The sequence below is a fragment of the Sphingobium sp. AS12 genome (assembly GCF_019097845.1).
GTDB lineage: Bacteria > Pseudomonadota > Alphaproteobacteria > Sphingomonadales > Sphingomonadaceae > Sphingobium.
The window spans coordinates 148,221-165,245 of record NZ_JAHRGM010000035.1 but is presented as its reverse complement, the minus strand read 5'-3'; the positions used below and the strand labels follow the sequence as shown (position 1 = coordinate 165,245).

Annotated in this window: 16 protein-coding genes and 1 tRNA gene; 5 read left to right on the top strand and 12 right to left on the bottom strand. The window is 63.2% G+C overall.

The window, feature by feature from the left end:
- Positions 1-43: 43 nt before the first annotated feature.
- The 5 genes from KRZ98_RS14025 to rpsM all read right to left on the bottom strand — a co-directional run bounded on the left by KRZ98_RS14025 (position 44) and on the right by rpsM (position 4,962).
- Complete coding sequence (locus KRZ98_RS14025; RefSeq protein WP_217674094.1) at positions 44-2,215, bottom strand: prolyl oligopeptidase family protein; 2,172 nt, start codon at positions 2,213-2,215, stop codon at positions 44-46.
- A gap of 101 nt (positions 2,216-2,316) precedes the next feature.
- Positions 2,317-2,742 (bottom strand): 50S ribosomal protein L17, encoded by a 426-nt coding sequence (rplQ, locus tag KRZ98_RS14020; protein ID WP_026002152.1) that lies wholly within the window; start codon positions 2,740-2,742, stop codon positions 2,317-2,319.
- A gap of 204 nt (positions 2,743-2,946) precedes the next feature.
- Entirely contained in the window at positions 2,947-4,011 is a 1,065-nt protein-coding gene (locus KRZ98_RS14015) for a DNA-directed RNA polymerase subunit alpha (protein WP_006967377.1), read from the bottom strand.
- A 119-nt stretch (positions 4,012-4,130) separates the two neighbouring features.
- Positions 4,131-4,520, bottom strand: coding sequence for a 30S ribosomal protein S11 (rpsK, locus tag KRZ98_RS14010; RefSeq protein ID WP_004208752.1), 390 nt, complete (start codon positions 4,518-4,520; stop codon positions 4,131-4,133).
- Between the two features lie 73 nt (positions 4,521-4,593).
- Positions 4,594-4,962 carry a 30S ribosomal protein S13 gene (rpsM, locus tag KRZ98_RS14005; RefSeq protein ID WP_006967373.1) on the bottom strand — a complete coding sequence of 123 codons (369 nt, stop codon included), beginning with the start codon at positions 4,960-4,962 and terminating at the stop codon, positions 4,594-4,596.
- Positions 4,963-5,260: 298 nt separating this feature from the next.
- Between rpsM and KRZ98_RS14000 the strand changes: the two genes are divergently transcribed.
- The 4 genes from KRZ98_RS14000 to arsB all read left to right on the top strand — a co-directional run bounded on the left by KRZ98_RS14000 (position 5,261) and on the right by arsB (position 8,070).
- Positions 5,261-5,815 (top strand): hypothetical protein, encoded by a 555-nt coding sequence (locus KRZ98_RS14000; RefSeq protein ID WP_217674093.1) that lies wholly within the window; start codon positions 5,261-5,263, stop codon positions 5,813-5,815.
- Between the two features lie 464 nt (positions 5,816-6,279).
- Positions 6,280-6,612 carry a helix-turn-helix transcriptional regulator gene (locus tag KRZ98_RS13995; protein ID WP_217674092.1) on the top strand — a complete coding sequence of 111 codons (333 nt, stop codon included), beginning with the start codon at positions 6,280-6,282 and terminating at the stop codon, positions 6,610-6,612.
- Positions 6,613-6,628: 16 nt separating this feature from the next.
- A complete protein-coding gene (arsC, locus tag KRZ98_RS13990) occupies positions 6,629-7,039 on the top strand; it encodes an arsenate reductase (glutaredoxin) (protein WP_217674091.1) in 411 nt (136 codons plus the stop codon).
- Entirely contained in the window at positions 7,039-8,070 is a 1,032-nt protein-coding gene (gene arsB / locus KRZ98_RS13985) for an ACR3 family arsenite efflux transporter (protein ID WP_217674090.1), read from the top strand. The genes arsC and arsB overlap by 1 nt, the downstream gene beginning before the upstream one ends.
- Before the next feature lie 2 nt (positions 8,071-8,072).
- On the opposite strand, the gene KRZ98_RS13980 is transcribed toward arsB, so the two are convergent.
- The 4 genes from KRZ98_RS13980 to KRZ98_RS13965 form a co-directional block, all read right to left on the bottom strand.
- Complete coding sequence (locus tag KRZ98_RS13980) at positions 8,073-8,336, bottom strand: 3TM-type holin (RefSeq protein WP_217674089.1); 264 nt, start codon at positions 8,334-8,336, stop codon at positions 8,073-8,075.
- 85 nt (positions 8,337-8,421) lie between these two features.
- Positions 8,422-8,961 (bottom strand): glycoside hydrolase family 108 protein, encoded by a 540-nt coding sequence (locus tag KRZ98_RS13975; RefSeq protein ID WP_217674088.1) that lies wholly within the window; start codon positions 8,959-8,961, stop codon positions 8,422-8,424.
- 122 nt (positions 8,962-9,083) lie between these two features.
- Positions 9,084-9,323, bottom strand: coding sequence for a hypothetical protein (locus KRZ98_RS13970; protein WP_217674087.1), 240 nt, complete (start codon positions 9,321-9,323; stop codon positions 9,084-9,086).
- 162 nt (positions 9,324-9,485) lie between these two features.
- Positions 9,486-9,572: transfer RNA gene (locus KRZ98_RS13965), tRNA-Leu, on the bottom strand.
- Between the two features lie 166 nt (positions 9,573-9,738).
- Here KRZ98_RS13965 and KRZ98_RS13960 point away from each other — a divergent pair.
- On the top strand, positions 9,739-10,236 hold the full coding sequence (locus tag KRZ98_RS13960) for a hypothetical protein (protein WP_254798426.1): 498 nt from the start codon (positions 9,739-9,741) through the stop codon (positions 10,234-10,236).
- 4 nt (positions 10,237-10,240) lie between these two features.
- Here KRZ98_RS13960 and gltB read toward each other — a convergent pair whose 3' ends face one another.
- Genes gltB through KRZ98_RS13945 form a run of 3 tightly spaced genes read right to left on the bottom strand, consistent with a single transcriptional unit; the run spans position 10,241 to position 16,978 of the window.
- Entirely contained in the window at positions 10,241-14,779 is a 4,539-nt protein-coding gene (gltB, locus tag KRZ98_RS13955; protein ID WP_217674085.1) for a glutamate synthase large subunit, read from the bottom strand.
- Between the two features lie 49 nt (positions 14,780-14,828).
- Positions 14,829-15,530, bottom strand: a complete 702-nt coding sequence (locus tag KRZ98_RS13950; protein ID WP_217674084.1) for a hypothetical protein — start codon at positions 15,528-15,530, stop codon at positions 14,829-14,831.
- Positions 15,527-16,978 (bottom strand): NAD(P)-dependent oxidoreductase, encoded by a 1,452-nt coding sequence (locus KRZ98_RS13945; protein ID WP_217674083.1) that lies wholly within the window; start codon positions 16,976-16,978, stop codon positions 15,527-15,529. Before KRZ98_RS13945 ends, KRZ98_RS13950 begins: the two co-directional genes overlap by 4 nt.
- Positions 16,979-17,025 lie beyond the last annotated feature (47 nt).

The window sequence follows — 17,025 nt, the reverse complement described above, 5'->3', positions numbered from 1 at the left end:
CAAACGGTCTCTATCCGCGTCCGGCTGTCGCGCGGCTGAACGATTATCGCGGATCGGCCTTGATCTGCAAACCCGTGAATGACGCCAGAAATGCATAGCTGTCGGCATATTCGTCGATCAGCTTATCGATCGGCTTGCCCGCGCCATGGCCCGCACGGCTTTCCACCCGCAGCAACCGGGGTCTGCTGCCGACATCCGCGGCCTGCAAGGCGGCGGCATATTTGAAACTGTGGGCGGGAACCACCCGGTCGTCGGTGTCGGCGGTGGTGACTAGGATTGCGGGATAATCCTTGCCCGACAGGATGTTGTGATAGGGCGAATAGCCGTACAGCAACGGAAAATCCTCTGCCCGGCCCGGCGATCCATAGTCATCGACCCAGTAGCGCCCGGCGGTGAAACGATCAAAGCGCAGCATGTCCATCACGCCCACGGCAGGCAGCGCGGCGGCGAAGAGGTCGGGCCGCTGGTTCACCACAGCGCCGACCAGCAGGCCACCATTGGAGCGGCCCTCGATCGCCAGCCCGTCGGGCGTGGTATAGCCATTGGCCTTGAGATATTCGGCTGCGGCGATGAAATCGTCGAACACATTTTGCTTGTTGGGGCCACGTCCGGCCTCATGCCATGCCTTGCCGAACTCGCCGCCACCGCGCAGATTGGCGATGGCATAGACCGCGCCCTGTTCCAGCCAAGCCAGCCGCGTCGCCGAATAGCCCGGCGTCAGGCTGATGTTGAAGCCGCCATAGCCGTAAAGGATGGTCGGCGCCGCGATCGCCCGGTCGGCCAGCGCCTTCTTGCGAATCACCGTCATCGGCACACGGGTGCCATCCTTGGACACATAGCTGATCTGCTCCACCCCGAATTCGTCCGGGTTGAAGGGCAGGTCGGGCTGCGCGAACAACTGACTTTGCAGGGTGGATGTATCGAAGCGGTATATGCTGGACGGCGTGGTGAAGCCCGAAAAGCTGAAAAATGTCTCCGGGTCGCCATCGCGCCCGCCAAAGCCCGCCGCCGTCCCCATGCCGGGCAAGGGCACGTCGCCTACCTTGCGCCCGTCCAGTTCGACCAGTTCGGCAATGGTTTCGGCCTGCGTCATATAGGCCAGGATCAGCCGGTTGCCGACCAGCGACCCACCCGCCAGTGCATCGGCGCGCTCGGCCACGACCAGTTGCGGCTTGCGCCGTGGTTCTGCCGCGTCGAGCGTCACCACACGCAATCGGGGCGCATGATCGTCGGTGATGAAATAGAGCGTCGATCCCCGGCTGCCGATCAGCCGCCAGTCCTGCACCGGCCCCTTGACCAGTCGGCGTGGCTTTATTGGCCCGCCGTCCAGCGCCGCGACATGGACTTCGCGGCGCGGATCGATCCCCTCGAACGAGCTGATCACCAGCCAGCGTCCGTCATTGGTGACCTGCGCGGTATGACTGAGTTTCGGGCGGTCGGGTGTGGCGTAGATCAACCGATCCTGCGCCTGCGCTGTGCCGACGCGATGATAGAAAAGCTGCTGATTCTCATTGGCGGACCGGAAAGCGGTATCTCCCTGCGGCGCGGGATAGCGGGAATAGAAGAAGCCCTCGCCACGCCCGTCCCAGGCCAAGGTCGAAAATTTGACCCACTCGATCCGGTCGTCCAGCACTTTGCCCGTGTCCACGTCCAGCAGTCGCAGCGTCCGCCAGTCGCTCCCGGCCTCTTGCACTGCGAAGGCCAGGGTGCGGCCGTCGGGTGACGGGGTCCATTCGGCCAGCGCGCTTGCCCCGTCTTTGGCCCAGTCATTGGGGTCGATCAGCAAACGCTGCGGCCCGTCCAGCCCTTCCCGCACATAGAGCGGCGTCTGGTTCTGGAGGCCCTTGTTATAGCCGTAGAAATAGCGCCCGCCCGCCTTGCGCGGGACAGTGTAGCGGCCATGCGAGAGCAACGCTTGCATCCGCTTCTTGAGCGCCGCTCGGCCCGCCAGTCCGTCGATATAACGGCGTGTTAGCGCATTCTCCTCAGCCACCCAGTCCTGCACCGCAGGGTCGGCGCGCAGGTCGTTCTCCAGCCAGCGATAGGGATCGGCGACCTTCACGCCGAAATGATCTTCGACCAGATCCAGGCGCTTCGCGGCCGGATAGCGCAAGCCCTGTCCGGCCGCGTCGATAGCAGCCGCCTCCGGCCCGGCAAGAACCGGGCTGGCCGCCAGCAGCAGCGGCAGCAGGAACAAGCGAGCCGTGACGCGCATCCTCTTTCCGTCTCTTTTTATCAAACAGAACAGGCCGTGGCTCCTAAAGAGCCACGGCCTGTCGGTAAAGCATCCAGTCCCCGTCAGGAGGACCGCACCAATCAGGCGGCTTCGTATTCATCCTCGTCGGCGGTCTGCACCGGGCCGCTGTCCTGGCCCTTGGCGCTGACGTCGCGGTCGACCAGTTCGATGATCGCGATCGGGGCAGCGTCCGACGCGCGGATGCCGGCCTTGATCACGCGGGTATAGCCCCCGTTACGATCCTTGTAGCGCTCGGCCAGAACCTCGAACAGCTTGGCCAGCTGCGCATCGTCCTTCAGGCGGGCGTCGGCCAGGCGACGGTTGGACAGGCCGCCCTTCTTCGCCAGCGTGATCAGCTTTTCCACATAGGGACGCAGTTCCTTCGCCTTAGGCGTGGTGGTCAGGATCTGCTCATGCTTGATCAGCGAGGCGGCAAGGTTGCGCAGCAGGGCGACGCGGTGGCCGGTGGCGCGCTGGAGGCGACGTTGACCCATTCTGTGACGCATATTTCATTCCTTCGTTCGTTAAGGGCCCGTTTGAGGTAGCCCAGACCAGGCAGTGATAGGGCCACCGCCGATACCCATTCTGTCTCCCGGCAACCGTCACGGGAGTAAATCCCGTGACGTCAGTCGGCGCTATGCGCCGCTGGCCGGTCGTTCGCGTTCGCGTTGCGAACCGCCGCGCTGCTGCGCTGCGCGGCTCGCTCCGACTTAACCCAGCAGCTCCTGTTCGAGCTTCTTGGCCATTTCCTCGATATTCTCAGGCGGCCATCCGGGGATGTCCATGCCCAGGCGCAGACCCATGGACGACAGCACTTCCTTGATTTCGTTCAGCGACTTGCGACCGAAATTGGGGGTGCGCAGCATCTCGGCCTCGGTCTTTTGGACCAGATCGCCGATATAGATGATGTTGTCGTTCTTGAGGCAGTTGGCGCTGCGGACCGACAGTTCCAGCTCGTCCACCTTCTTGAGAAGGTAGCGGTTGATCTGGTTGGTGTCGCTTTCGCCTTCCGACGCCGATGCGACCGCATGGCCACCCTGCGACGGCGCGGCGGTGGGCAGTGCGTCCTCGAAATGGACGAACAGTTGCAGCTGGTCCTGCAGGATGCGCGCGGCAAAAGCGACCGCGTCCTCCGGCGTGACGGTGCCGTCGGTTTCGACGGTCAGCGACAGCTTGTCATAGTCCAGTTCCTGGCCGACGCGGGTGTTGTCCACCTTGTAGGCGACCTGACGGACCGGCGAGTAGAGCGCGTCGATCGGAATGAGGCCGATAGGCGCGTCTGCAGGACGGTTGGCGACGGCGGGGACATAGCCCTTGCCGACGTCAGCGGTCAGTTCCATGTTCAGCGTTGCGCCTTGGTCGAGGTGACAGATCACCAGATCCGGGTTCATCACTTCGATGTCGCCAACGACGCTGATGTCGCCAGCCTTGACCACAGCCGGACCGGTGGCCGACAGCTGGAGCCGCTTGGGGCCATCGCCTTCCATCCGCAGCGCGACCTGCTTGATGTTCAGGACGATGTCGGTGACATCTTCACGCACGCCGGCGAGCGACGAGAATTCATGCAGGACGTTCTCGATCTTGATCGAGGTGACCGCCGCGCCCTGAAGCGAGGAAAGAAGAACCCGGCGCAGCGCGTTGCCAAGCGTCAGGCCGAAGCCGCGCTCTAGTGGCTCGGCGACGAAAGTCGCCTTGCGCTTGCCGTCGCTGGTTGGCTTGATTTCCAGCGCGTTGGGCTTCTTCAATTCCTGCCAGTTCTTCATGTTGACAGTCATGTAATTCCCCTGGGGATGTGGCCGAAACGCTTATGATCCTGGACCCGACAGGACGTTGCGGCCGATGCAGACGGGTAACGGGCGGCGCGTCCGCCGCCCGCCATATCGCTCAGCCGAATTTAGACGCGGCGGCGCTTGGACGGACGCACACCGTTATGCGGGATCGGCGTCACATCGCGGATGGAGGTGATGTGGAAACCCACGGCCTGGAGGGCGCGCAGGGCCGATTCACGACCTGAACCGGGACCCTTGACTTCGACTTCCAGGGTACGGACGCCATGTTCGGCGGCCTTGCGGCCGGCATCTTCCGCGCACACCTGAGCGGCGTACGGGGTCGACTTGCGGCTGCCCTTGAAGCCCATCATGCCAGCCGAGGACCAGGAAATCGCGTTGCCCTGGGCATCGGTGATGGTCACCATGGTGTTGTTGAAGCTGGCGTTGACATGTGCCACGCCCGCCGAGATGTTCTTGCGCTCACGGCGCTTAATGCGCTGGGGTTCGCGTGCCATTTTGCTCTATCCTACTCGAAATACTGAAAAAAGAAGTCGGGAGGGCGAAGCCGTCAGGCCCGCCCTCTGGCGCTTACTTCTTCTTACCGGCGATCGCCTTGGCCTTGCCCTTGCGGGTACGGGCGTTGGTGTGCGTGCGCTGGCCACGAACCGGCAGACCCTTACGATGACGCAGGCCGCGATAGCAGGCCAGATCCATCAGGCGCTTGATGTTCATCGCGGTGTTGCGGCGAAGATCACCCTCGACGGTCAGGTCGGCGTCGATCGTTTCACGGATCTGCAGCACTTCGGCGTCCGACAGATCCTGCACGCGGCGGCTGTGGTCAATGCCCAGCTTCGTGGCGATGTCGACGGCGGTCTTGCGGCCGATGCCGTGAATGTAGGTGAGCGCGATGATTACGCGCTTGTTGGTCGGGATGTTAACACCCGCAATACGTGCCATGGTCAATAAATCTCCTGCTCCACGGGGCGATTGGCGTCACCCCATCTCAAAGCGTCAGGGTTGAGCAGTCCTTGGCGTGGATGCGCAACCGATGTATACCCCCGGACGCAAAAAAGACGGCCAGTGCGCGAAGCACTGCCGCTCACCAGCGTGTCGGGATGTCCGCGCCCTAGCGATTCGGGTGCGTGGTGTCAATATCGGCAACGGCAAGCCTTGATGCCGCCCAGCCTGCCCTCGCCCCTTCTCCGCTCATCCTTTTCCGGTTGAGCCGCTCGCACGGTGCAGGCATGGGTGGGCGATGCGCTTTACCACAAACCTTGCCCTCGCCGCGCCCTTCCTCATCCTGCTTGGTTCCTGCGTCGGACCTGCGCCGCGCCAAGGCAATCCAGCGCCTACGCCCTCGCCCCGGCCAACCCCGGCTCCCGCGCCGACCCAGCCTGTCACGCCCGCTGCGCCGCAGGCCAGCGAATGGCAGCATCGCGCAACTGCGCCGGGCGACTGGCGCTGGCAATCCGATGCAGCCATGTCGATCGCGCTGTTCGGTCCGACCCCTGCCGATACCCGCCTGACTATCCGCTGTGATCGAGTTGCACGCCGGGTCAGCATCATCCGCACCGGCGCGGGTCAGGGAACGATGAAGATACGGACCAGCTATGGCGCAACCAACTGGCCCACAACCGCATCGAATGCACCGACGCCGCAAACCATCGCCGTTCGCGCTGCGGCGGACACGGCGCTGGATCAGATCGCCTACAGCCGGGGCGAGTTCGCGGTCGAGGTGGCCGGGCTGGAACCGCTGATCGTCCCCGCCTGGCCGGAAGTATCGCGCGTGATCGAGGATTGTCGCGGATAGCGACATGGGCCGAACTCGCGGACGCGAAAGTATGATTCGAAAAAAGAATAATACAAGTCTTGATCATGCAGCCCGTCTGATTCACATTCCATCCCGTGGCCGCACGAAGCGCAGTCGAAGTCGGCCATAACGGGCTTCAACATAGCGAAAGGAGGTGATCCGATGTCTCATGGTTCAGCAATGGGGTCGGTCAAGTCCATTCGGGGAACGCGCCGCTGAGGGACGCCACGCCGTCGATCTTCCTCCACATCGCGAGATAAAGCGCGCCGACATACAGGCCGTCTCCCCGTGGAGGAGATAGCGCGACCTTCGTTTCCCCTGGGCGGCACTTCCGGCCGCTGACCATGCACATGATGGGCCGTCGGGCTTTGACCCGGCGGCCCCTCTCATTTGCGTTTCTCCTCCATCGAGGCTGTTTCGCGAAACTGGCTTGATTGATTTTATATATCTATTTATCTGGATATATGGAAAACGAATCCGCCATCGCTGCTCTGGCCGCCCTTGCCCAGTCCACACGGCTCGACAGTTTTCGACTGCTCGTGCGTCATGAACCCGATGGCCTGCCCGCGGGCGAGATCGCCCGGCTGGTCGGGGTGCCGCAAAATACCATGTCGTCCCATCTGGCCATCCTGTCCCGTGCGGGTCTTGTGCGGTCGGAGCGGCATAGCCGGTCGGTCCATTACCGCGCAGACCTGGACGTGCTGGGCGCGCTCACCCTGTTCCTGCTCAGGGATTGCTGCGGGGGCAACGCCACCCTGTGCGCCCCGATCGTTGCTGAACTTTCCCCCTGCTGCTGACCCAAAGGAAACCCCCTTGGCCACCGACATCATCATCTATCATAACCCCGCCTGCGGCACGTCGCGCAACACGCTGGCGATGATCCGCCATGCCGGGATCGAGCCGCATGTCGTGGAATATCTCCTGACCCCACCGTCGAGGGCCTTGCTGGAACAACTCATCGCCCGCGCCGGCATCAGTCCCCGCGCCCTGTTGCGGCAGAAGGGAACCCCCTTTGCCGATCTGGGCCTCTCTGACGAGAGCCTGTCCGACGCGGCGCTGATCGACGCGATGATGGCGCACCCGATATTGATCAACCGCCCGCTGGTCGTGTCGCCCAAGGGCGTGCGGCTGTGTCGTCCGTCCGAAGCGGTGCTGGACTTGCTGCCCCATCCGCTGCCCACCCCTTTCGTCAAGGAAGATGGCGACGTGGTGGGAGCCGCCTGATGTCGCTGTTCGAACGCTATCTCAGCCTTTGGGTCGCGCTGTGCATCGTCGTGGGGATCGGGCTGGGGCAGCTATTTCCGTCCGTCTTCGCGCTGATCGCGGGAGCGGAGGTCGCCCGCGTCAACCTGCCCGTCGCGGCACTGATCTGGCTGATGATCATACCGATGCTGCTGCGGATCGACTTTGCCGCGCTGGGCAGCGTGCGGCGGCACTGGCGCGGCGTGGGGTTGACGCTGTTCATCAACTGGGCGGTCAAGCCTTTCTCCATGGCGTTGCTCGGCACTTTCTTTATCGGCCATCTGTTCGCGCCCTTCCTGCCTGCGGGACAGGGATCGTCCTATATTGCAGGCCTAATCCTGCTGGCCGCAGCGCCCTGCACCGCGATGGTGTTTGTCTGGTCCAACCTGCTGGATGGCGATCCCGGCTATACGTTGAGCCAGGTGGCGCTCAACGACCTGATCATGGTGTTCGCCTTTGCGCCGATCGTCGGGTTCCTGCTGGGTGTCGCATCGATCAGCGTGCCGTGGGATACGCTGCTGCTGTCGGTCGGCCTCTATATCGTAGTGCCTGTGGTCGTCGCCCAGTGGATGCGCCGGGCGCGGTTGCGGGCGGGCGGGCAGGCAGCGCTCGATCGGCTACTCGCCGCGCTGGGACCGGTGAGCCTGGTCAGCCTGCTTGCCACGCTGGTGCTATTGTTCGCCTTTCAGGGCGAGCAGATCGTCGCCCAACCGCTGGTCATCGCGCTGATCGCGGTGCCGATCCTGTTGCAGGTCTATCTGAACGCGGGCCTTGCCTATTGGCTGAGCCGCCGATTGCACGTCGCTTGGTGCGTTGCGGGACCGGCCGCGCTGATCGGCGCGTCCAATTTCTTCGAACTGGCGGTGGCGGCAGCGATCAGCCTGTTCGGACTGCACTCCGGCGCGGCCCTCGCCACCGTAGTCGGCGTGCTGGTGGAGGTGCCGGTGATGCTCACCATCGTCGCCCTCGTGAAGCGATCGCGCGGCTGGTATGAGCGGGGCGCGGCGGCGTAGGGCTAACGCTCTGCCCCCTTCACCTTGCCCCAGGCGCGCGCGGCGGTGTAGCCCAGATAGCCGGTGCCAAACAGCGCATAGAGCGGTTCGGGCAGGGCGTTGAGATAGTCGCGCATCCCCGTCGTGATCGCCGCCGCAATGTCGGGCCGCCAGCCCGCGATCAATCCCATCGGCAGTGACCAGAGCAGCAGCGCATAGATGACGTAGAGGAAGGCGGGCCGCGCGCGGGTGGCCCAGGGATCGGTGGTTGGGGTGTCGGTTGTCATCGGTCTATATCCTGACTGAGGGGCTGTTTCGGGCGATGATCACACCCCCGCTGGACGGCAAATTTCCCAGTGCGTTCATGGCCATCTAACCGATCCGGTTGGCAAGCCAGCCGTAGAGAAAGGCCTCGTTGGCCGGACGGCTTTCGGCCAGCGCGATATAGCGTTCGCCCTGCATCGCCTCTATCGCCTTCAGCAGCACCACTTCACCCGACTTGCCCCGCAACGCGCGGAAGGCACGCAATGCCGAGAGCGTCCGCGCGCCGATCGCCCGGTCGAGCGTCAGATCGGGATAGTCGCGCTGGTTGCGATTGAGCGCGTTAAGCGCGCGCTGGAGAAAGCCGGTCGTGGTGCCAACGCCCATGTTGACGGCTGTATCGAACAACTCGGCGGCTACGGACGGCGCGGTTTCCGCGACGAAGGCATAGCCCGGCTGATCCCAGTAGAGCCGCCGATAGATCGCCACCGCCGTAGCGCGCGGCAAGGCCCGCATATCCCCGGCATAGCCATTGGCGCGCGCCACCGTGTGGGTTATGCCCCAGTTGGTTGCGCCGCCACGATCGGCGGGATGGTCGCTATAGCCCCCTTCGCGGGCAATGACTTCGTCGATGAGACTATGAATATCCAAGCTGCGCCTCCCTGCGTGGAATGAGGCGAATCATTTATCCCATATGGTTTGTTGTAGGACAGGGGAAATATCTAACTGAAGACAAATGCTCAGAACACCTTATGTCATCCTGGTCAGATCGATCAGCCCTCCGCGCGCAGCCGTTCGACCAGTTGGGCGATTTCATCGGGTTCCAGCAGCCAGGTGCGCGTCCGGCGGCCTTCGCGATGGACTGGCTGGGTCAGCAGCACGCGCGCCTGTGCCTTGGCTTCGGCCTTGAAGATCGCGAAATGCTGGGCGCACTGGCGGATCGTGCCAATCAGCGGCGCTTTGCCGTCCAGGTCGATCAGGGTCGCTGGCTGGTCCCAGTCTATGGCGGACATGGCGGCATCCTTTCATCGTCGGGCGGGTCAATCCCGCGCGGTGGCGTCAGATAGGCGGTCGAGCCACAACCCCGCAAGCCCTGCGGTCATGCACGACTTTCCCGGCCCTTGCGGGGCGGGGGATTATCAATTTTTGCTGATCCTGAGCATCAGGCAAATGAATGGTGCGGCCAAGAAGACTCGAACTTCCACGGGCTTTCGCCCACAACGACCTCAACGTTGCGCGTCTACCAATTCCGCCATGGCCGCACATTCAAAGGGAAACCGGCAGGACCGGCATCTGGTAGGCGCTGGCCATTAGCAAAGGCTTTTGCGCCATGCAACAACCGATCTGCATCTGCGTTATGATTGATCGGTGGGCAGGACGCAGTGAGCCGAAGGGCTAGCGGCACGCGAGAGGATGGAAGGCAGGACCATGCACCATTGGATGCTGTCGGGCATGACAGTGACCGCCGCGACGGTCATGGGGCTGGGCCTTGGTGCCTATGTCACCAGCCCGCAATCCTCCGCGCTGCCCGGCGACGCGGGCGCTGCCGATGCAGAGTCAGGTGACAGCGGTGCGTCGGATTATGCCGTCAATCCGGTCGATCACGGTCCCAGCGAAATCCGCTGCACCGGTTGCGGTCCCAGCTTGGCTGAACGGCGCAATGCTTTGGATATGGCGGGCCTGGACGCCGACGGCATGATCGATGGCACGGGCGATCCGGTAGTGCGCGACTATCTGACGCAAGGGGAAGCGGCGGAGGTAAGCTACCTCGCGCCGCAGCCGCCATCGCCGGTCCATCAATTGCCTGAACCGATTGCCCGCTTCGCTGCCGGAGAAGGCGCTACGCCTCCCCCGGTTCTGCAACCCGCGCAGGGGAAAGCCAGCCCCGCTACCGTCGCAACGGCAGCGGGTAGCTCCCTCCCTTAACCGCTTATTCGGCGGCGACGACCTCCGCCTGCGCATGGCTCAGCGGATGAGCGAGGCGGCTGATCATCTCCTTCGGACACACCTGCCAGATATAGCGCCGCCAGCGATCCCAATCTTCCAATATGGTGCCGGACCATTTGCTATCGGTTGCCTTGGCGTGCTGTGCGATCAGATCCTTGACCTGCGCCTCCCAATATTCGCTTTCCAACCGCTGCCAGACGATCCCTTCAGGATTGGCGCGCGACGGGAAGCTGCCATCCTCATCCAGGATGAAGGCCATGCCGCCGGTCATCCCCGCGCCGAAATTGGCGCCGGTCTTGCCGAGGATCACCGCCATACCGCCGGTCATATACTCGCAGCCATTGGCGCCGCAGCCCTCGACCACCACTTGCGCGCCCGAATTGCGCACCGCAAAGCGTTCGCCCGCCTGTCCTGCCGCGAACAGCTTGCCGCTGGTCGCGCCGTAGAGGACGGTGTTGCCGATGATCGTATTGTCCTTGGACGACAGCGGCGAGGAGACGGTCGTGCGCACGGTGATGATGCCGCCCGACAGGCCCTTGCCGACATAGTCGTTCGCGTCGCCGAAGATTTCGAGCGTAATCCCCTTGCACAGGAACGCACCCAGCGACTGGCCCGCGGACCCGCGCAGCCGCACGGTCAGATGCCCGTCGGCCAGGGTCGACATGCCGAACCTGTCAGTCACCGCCGACGATAGCCGCGTGCCGACCGCGCGGTGTGTATTACGCACCGTATAGGTCAGCTGCATCTTTTCGCCCCGCTCGAACACCGCCTTTGCGTCGCGCATCATCTGTGCGTCCAGGCTGTCGGGCACGTCGTTGCGCCATTGCTTCAGGCTGAAGCGGCGCTGGTCGTCGGGGGCATCCACCTTGGCCAGGATCGGGTTGAGATCCAGATCGTCCAGATGCTCGGCACCACGATTGACCTGCTTCAACAGCTCGGTCCGCCCGATCACCTCGTCCAGGCTGCGGAAGCCCAGCCGTGCCAGCACTTCGCGCACTTCCTCGGCAATGAAGGTCATCAGGTTGATGACCTTCTCCGGCGTGCCGGTGAATTTGGCACGCAACTTCTCATCCTGCACGCACACGCCGACGGGGCAGGTGTTGCTGTGGCACTGGCGCACCATGATGCAGCCCATGGCGACCAGCGACAATGTGCCGATGCCATATTCTTCCGCGCCCAAGATCGCGGCGATCACGATGTCGCGCCCGGTTTTCAGGCCACCGTCAGTGCGCAGCTTCACCCGATGCCGCAACCCGTTGAGGGTCAGCACCTGATTGGCTTCGGACAGGCCCATTTCCCATGGCGTCCCGGCATATTTGATGCTGGTCTGCGGGCTGGCCCCGGTACCGCCGACATGGCCCGCGATCAGGATGACGTCGGCATGGGCCTTCGCCACGCCCGCCGCGACCGTGCCGATGCCTGCCTGGCTCACCAGCTTGACGCAGACGCGCGCGCGCGGGTTGATCTGCTTGCAGTCGTAGATGAGCTGCGCCAGATCCTCGATCGAATAGATGTCATGATGGGGCGGCGGAGAAATCAGCGTCACGCCGGGTGTAGAATGGCGCAGCTTGGCGATGAATTCGGTCACCTTGAAGCCGGGCAGTTGTCCGCCCTCGCCGGGCTTGGCACCCTGCGCGACCTTGATCTCGATCTCCTCGGCCGATGCCAGATATTCGGCATGGACGCCGAAACGGCCCGACGCGATCTGCTTGATCACGCTGTTGGCGTTGTCGCCATTTTCATAGGGCTTGAAGCGCGCGGCATCCTCGCCGCCTTCACCCGACACCGCCTTCGCGCCAATGCGGTTCATCGCGATCGCCAGCGTTTCATGCGCTTCGGGGCTGAGCGCCCCCAGCGACATGCCGGGCGTTACGAAACGCTTGCGGATCTCGGTGGTGGCTTCCACTTCGTCGATCGGCACGGCTTCGCGCGCGAAATTAAACTCCATCAGGTCGCGCAGATAGACCGGCGGCAAATCGCGGACGCCACGCGAAAATTGCAGATAGGTGGAGTAGCTGTCAGTCGCCACTGCCGTCTGCAACAGGTGCATCAACTGCGCGGAATAAGCGTGCGCCTCTCCGCCGTTGCGCTGGCGATAGAAGCCGCCGATCGGCAGCCGCACGACCGATGCGTCATAGGCCTGCTGATGGCGCAGCATCGCGCTGTAATGGAGCGACGCATAGCCCTCGCCCGAAATCTTCGCCGGCATACCGGGGAACAGATCGTTGACCAGAGCGCGGGACAGGCCGACCGCCTCGAAATTATAGCCGCCGCGATAGCTGCTAATCACCGCAATGCCCATTTTGGACATGATCTTGAGCAGGCCTTCGTTGATCGCGACGCGGTAACGCTCGAAACAGGCCTCCAGATCGAGCGACCCGAACAGGCCGCGCGCATGGCGATCAGCGATGCTGGCTTCGGCCAGATAGGCGTTCACCGTGGTCGCGCCCACGCCGATCAGCACCGCGAAATAATGGGTGTCGAGCGCTTCGGCGCAGCGGACGTTGATCGACGCATAGGAACGTAGCCCCTTGCGCACCAGATGCGTATGCACCGCCGCTGCGGCCAGCACGCCCGCAATCGCGGCGCGTGTTTCGCCGACACCCTCGTCGGTCAGGAAGATTTCGGTCCGCCCCTCACGCACCGCCTGTTCGGCTTCCTCACGGATACGGGCGATTGCCGCGCGCAGCTGTTCCTGCCCGCCAGTGGCGGGGAAGGTGCAGTCGATTTCCGCCACAGCGGGACCGAAATGCGCCTTCAGCCGCGCCCATTCGGCGCTGGTCAGCACAGGCGAATCCAGCACCAGCACATGGCTGTTCTGCGCGTCCTGCTCCAAGATATTGTGCAGGTTGGAAAAGCGCGTTTTCAGGCTCATCACATGCCGTTCGCGCAACGGATCGATCGGCGGGTTGGTGACCTGGCTGAAATTCTGGCGGAAGAAATGGCTGATCGTGCGCGGCTTGTCGGAAATGACCGCCAGCGGCGTGTCATCACCCATGGAGCCGATCGCTTCCTTGGCGTCCTCGACCATGGGCGCCAGGATCAGTTCCAGATCCTCCAGCGTCAGATTGGCCGCGACCTGCCGTCGCGTCAGTTCCGCCTTATCCCAGCCGGGCAGGGCGGTCGGCGCATCGGTCAGGTCGCCGATCGCCATGAAATCCTTGATTAGTTCGCCATAGGGGCGCTCGCCCGCGATCCGGTCCTTGATTGCGGCGTCGTCATAGATTTCGCCTTCCTGCAGATCGATCGCAATCATCTGGCCCGGACCCATGCGGCCCTTGCGCACGATGGTGGTTTCGGGAACCACGACCATGCCGGTTTCGGACCCGACGATCAGCAGATTGTCGCCGGTCAGCGTGTAGCGCAGCGGGCGTAGCGCGTTGCGATCCACCCCGGCCACGACCCAGCGCCCGTCGGTCATCGCCAGTGCGGCGGGGCCATCCCACGGCTCCATGACGGAGGCGAGATAGTCATACATGTCGCGATGCGCCTTGGGCAGTTCACCACTATCGGCCTGCCAGGCTTCCGGGACCAGCATCAGCTTGGCGGTCGGCGCGTCGCGGCCCGACCGGCAGATCGCCTCGAACACGGCATCCAGCGCAGCGGTATCGGACGCGCCCGCCGGGATCACCGGCTTGATATCCTCCGACTGCTCGCCGAACGCCAGCGAAGCCATCTTGATCTCGTGGCTCTTCATCCAGTTCTTATTGCCGCGGATCGTGTTGATCTCGCCGTTATGGGCGAGCGTGCGGAATGGTTGGGCCAGCCACCATTGCGGGAAAGTGTTGGTCGAATAACGCTGGTGGAAGATCGCCACCCGGCTCTCGAACCGCTCATCCTGCAAATCGGGATAGAATACCGACAGCGATTCGGCCAGGAACAGCCCCTTGTAGATGATCGACCGGCAGGACAGGCTACAGATATAGAAATCATTGATCTGCGCGGCGATCACCTGCTTCTCGATCCGGCGGCGGATCAGATAGAGATCCTTCTCGAACTCGGCCTGATCGCGCACTTCAGGCATCGGCCCGGCGATCATGATCTGCTCGATTTCGGGCCGCGTGCGCTGCGCCTTTTCACCGATGACCGACACATCGACCGGCACCTGCCGCCAGCCATAGATGGTATAGCCCGCGTCGATGATCTCGCTCTCGACGATGGTGCGGCAGGTTTCCTGCGCGCTCAAATCGGTGCGCGGCAGGAAGATCATGCCGACGGCGAGGCGATTGGGCAGCGGCTTGTGGCCGGAGTCCGCAATCGCATCGTCAAAGAAGCGCACCGGCAGGTCGACATGGATACCCGCGCCGTCGCCGGTCTTGCCATCGGCATCGACCGCGCCACGGTGCCACACGGCCTTCAGCGCATCGATTGCGGAGGCGACGACGCGACGCGACGGGCGGCCGTCGGTCGCGGCAACCAGGCCCACGCCACAGGCGTCGCCTTCCAGGTCTGGATGATACATGCCGACTTCGGCAATGCGGGCGCGTTCTTCTTCGGTGGCCATATAGTCGTTCATTGTCATGTTCCAACGATATAGGCGGCACTCTGCCGCATTGGTGCAGATGTAGTGGTTAAATAACCGGGCCGGCAGGATCGGTAATCACGGCCGTTCCTGTATTTGTTTTCAATGTCTTGAGCATGGCGAGAAGCAATGCGTCGATCTCGCCCGTTACATCATCGTCACGCTCAGGAATGGAAGACAACGCTCTGTCCAGTGCTCGGTCTGCACCGCTCTTCTCAAAGGCGACCAAGGCAGCGACATCGGCGCTGTCGGTCAGCGATCGCGCCTCATCATCGCTCATCTCGGCCATCTCGTCGCCGTCAGACAGCATCATCTCGCTTACAACCCGATCGATAATACGCTTGCCAGTTGACGTTTTAAAAGCACGCAGGGACGCATCGACTTGTGCCTGCGTCATATTAGCTAAAAAGGCAGCGGAAAATTGAGGGACCAAGGGCTGAACCGTAGCCTCTACGCGCTGTTGTGCTCGGACGGTCGCAGCCCTTAAAAAACCCGCACGGGCTGGGCTTCCGCTTGGCAAAAGCTTGGCGGCGACAACGTCGCTTTCCAATATGGTATCGAGCTGACCCTCAACATATTGGTGAATGGACAGCGCGGCCATGCGCACCACCAATTGCTCGGCAAGTTGTGTCGCCGCATTTTTCGCTGAGCCGGGTGCCACCGATGGCTGCTCCGCTGCCCTGACAGACAATGGGTCAACCATGCCTGCCGCGCCAACGGCCAACATATACATCAGCAGAGCGCGCATCACGCCACCAGCACCCTCTCGCCCGCCGCCTTCGCCTTGGCCTTCAAATAGCGGTGCATATGCTCGGTCACATCCCGCCCGTCGCGGATCGCCCACACCACCAAGGATGCTCCGCGCACAATGTCGCCGGCTGCGAACACGCCGTCCACGCTGGTCATCATCGTCTTGTGATCGACGCGCAACGTGCCCCAGCGGGTGACCGACAGGTCGTCCGCGCCGAACAGCTTGGGCAGTTCTTCGGGGTCGTATCCCAGCGCCTTGATGACGAGGTCCGCCTCCAGCGTATGTTCGCTGCCCGGATCGGGTTCGGGCGCGCGGCGGCCCGATGCGTCGGGTGCGCCCAGACGCATCTTCGTCACTTTCACGCCGGTGACATGCTCGGTGCCTTCAAAGGCGATCGGGGCGGTCAGCCAGACGAATTCGACGCCTTCTTCCTCGGCATTGGCCACTTCGCGCTGCGATCCTGGCATATTTTCCCGATCGCGACGGTAGAGGCATTTGACCGTTTTGGCACCCTGACGGATCGCGGTGCGGACGCAATCCATCGCGGTATCGCCACCGCCGATGACGACGACATTCTTGCCCGTCGCCAGCAGCGTGCCGTCGGCATGTTCGGGGACATCGTCGCCAAAGCCCGCCTTGTTGGAGGCGGTCAGATAATCGAGCGCCTTGACCACGCCCGGCGCGCCCACGCCCGGCGCGCGAATGTCGCGGGGCTTGTAGACGCCCGTCGCAATCAGGATCGCCTCATGCTTTTCACGCAGCGCTTCGAGCGTCGCGTCGCGGCCGACCTCGAAATTTTCGTGAAAGACGATGCCACCATCCTTCAGACGCTGGACCCGGCGCATGACGATGTCCTTCTCCAGCTTGAAGCCGGGGATGCCATAGGTCAGCAATCCGCCAGCGCGATCATGCCGGTCATAGACATGCACCTCATGCCCCGCAGCGCGCAGATATTCCGCGGTGGTGAGGCCCGCCGGTCCCGCGCCGATGACGCCGATCGACTGGCCGGTGGGCTTGCCCGCGACCAGCGGTTCGACCCAGCCTTCCTTCCAGGCGGTGTCGGTGATGAATTTTTCGACGCTGCCGATGGTCACGGCGCCATGGCCGGAAAATTCGATGACGCAATTGCCCTCACACAGCCGATCCTGCGGGCAGATGCGGCCGCAGATTTCGGGCATGGTGCTGGTCAGGTTCGACAGCTCATAGGCTTCGCGCAGGCGGCCTTCGGCGGTCAGGCGCAGCCAGTCGGGAATATGGTTGTGAAGCGGACAGTGAGTTGAACAATAAGGCACGCCACATTGCGAGCAGCGCGACGCCTGTTCTTCCGCCTTGTCGAGGATGAAGCTGCGGCTGATTTCCAGAAAATCGTCGGCGCGGTCATCGGCATCGCGCTTGTCGGGATAGGCTTGTCCCTTGCCTACGAATTTCAGCATCGGATTGTCGGCCATGTCTCGCCCCTGACTCAAGTTGCAAGGGCGCGCATAGCATAAAGACC

Bases quoted from the DNA above. Each gene is read 5' to 3' on its own strand.
- KRZ98_RS14025 (WP_217674094.1), bottom strand. From the start codon at position 2,215: ATGCGCGTCACGGCTCGCTTGTTCCTGCTGCCGCTGCTGCTGGCGGCC.
- rplQ (WP_026002152.1), bottom strand. From the start codon at position 2,742: ATGCGTCACAGAATGGGTCAACGTCGCCTCCAGCGCGCCACCGGCCAC.
- KRZ98_RS14015 (WP_006967377.1), bottom strand. From the start codon at position 4,011: ATGACTGTCAACATGAAGAACTGGCAGGAATTGAAGAAGCCCAACGCG.
- rpsK (WP_004208752.1), bottom strand. From the start codon at position 4,520: ATGGCACGCGAACCCCAGCGCATTAAGCGCCGTGAGCGCAAGAACATC.
- rpsM (WP_006967373.1), bottom strand. From the start codon at position 4,962: ATGGCACGTATTGCGGGTGTTAACATCCCGACCAACAAGCGCGTAATC.
- KRZ98_RS14000 (WP_217674093.1), top strand. From the start codon at position 5,261: ATGCGCTTTACCACAAACCTTGCCCTCGCCGCGCCCTTCCTCATCCTG.
- KRZ98_RS13995 (WP_217674092.1), top strand. From the start codon at position 6,280: ATGGAAAACGAATCCGCCATCGCTGCTCTGGCCGCCCTTGCCCAGTCC.
- arsB (WP_217674090.1), top strand. From the start codon at position 7,039: ATGTCGCTGTTCGAACGCTATCTCAGCCTTTGGGTCGCGCTGTGCATC.
- KRZ98_RS13980 (WP_217674089.1), bottom strand. From the start codon at position 8,336: ATGACAACCGACACCCCAACCACCGATCCCTGGGCCACCCGCGCGCGG.
- KRZ98_RS13970 (WP_217674087.1), bottom strand. From the start codon at position 9,323: ATGTCCGCCATAGACTGGGACCAGCCAGCGACCCTGATCGACCTGGAC.
- KRZ98_RS13960 (WP_254798426.1), top strand. From the start codon at position 9,739: ATGCACCATTGGATGCTGTCGGGCATGACAGTGACCGCCGCGACGGTC.
- gltB (WP_217674085.1), bottom strand. From the start codon at position 14,779: ATGACAATGAACGACTATATGGCCACCGAAGAAGAACGCGCCCGCATT.
- KRZ98_RS13945 (WP_217674083.1), bottom strand. From the start codon at position 16,978: ATGGCCGACAATCCGATGCTGAAATTCGTAGGCAAGGGACAAGCCTAT.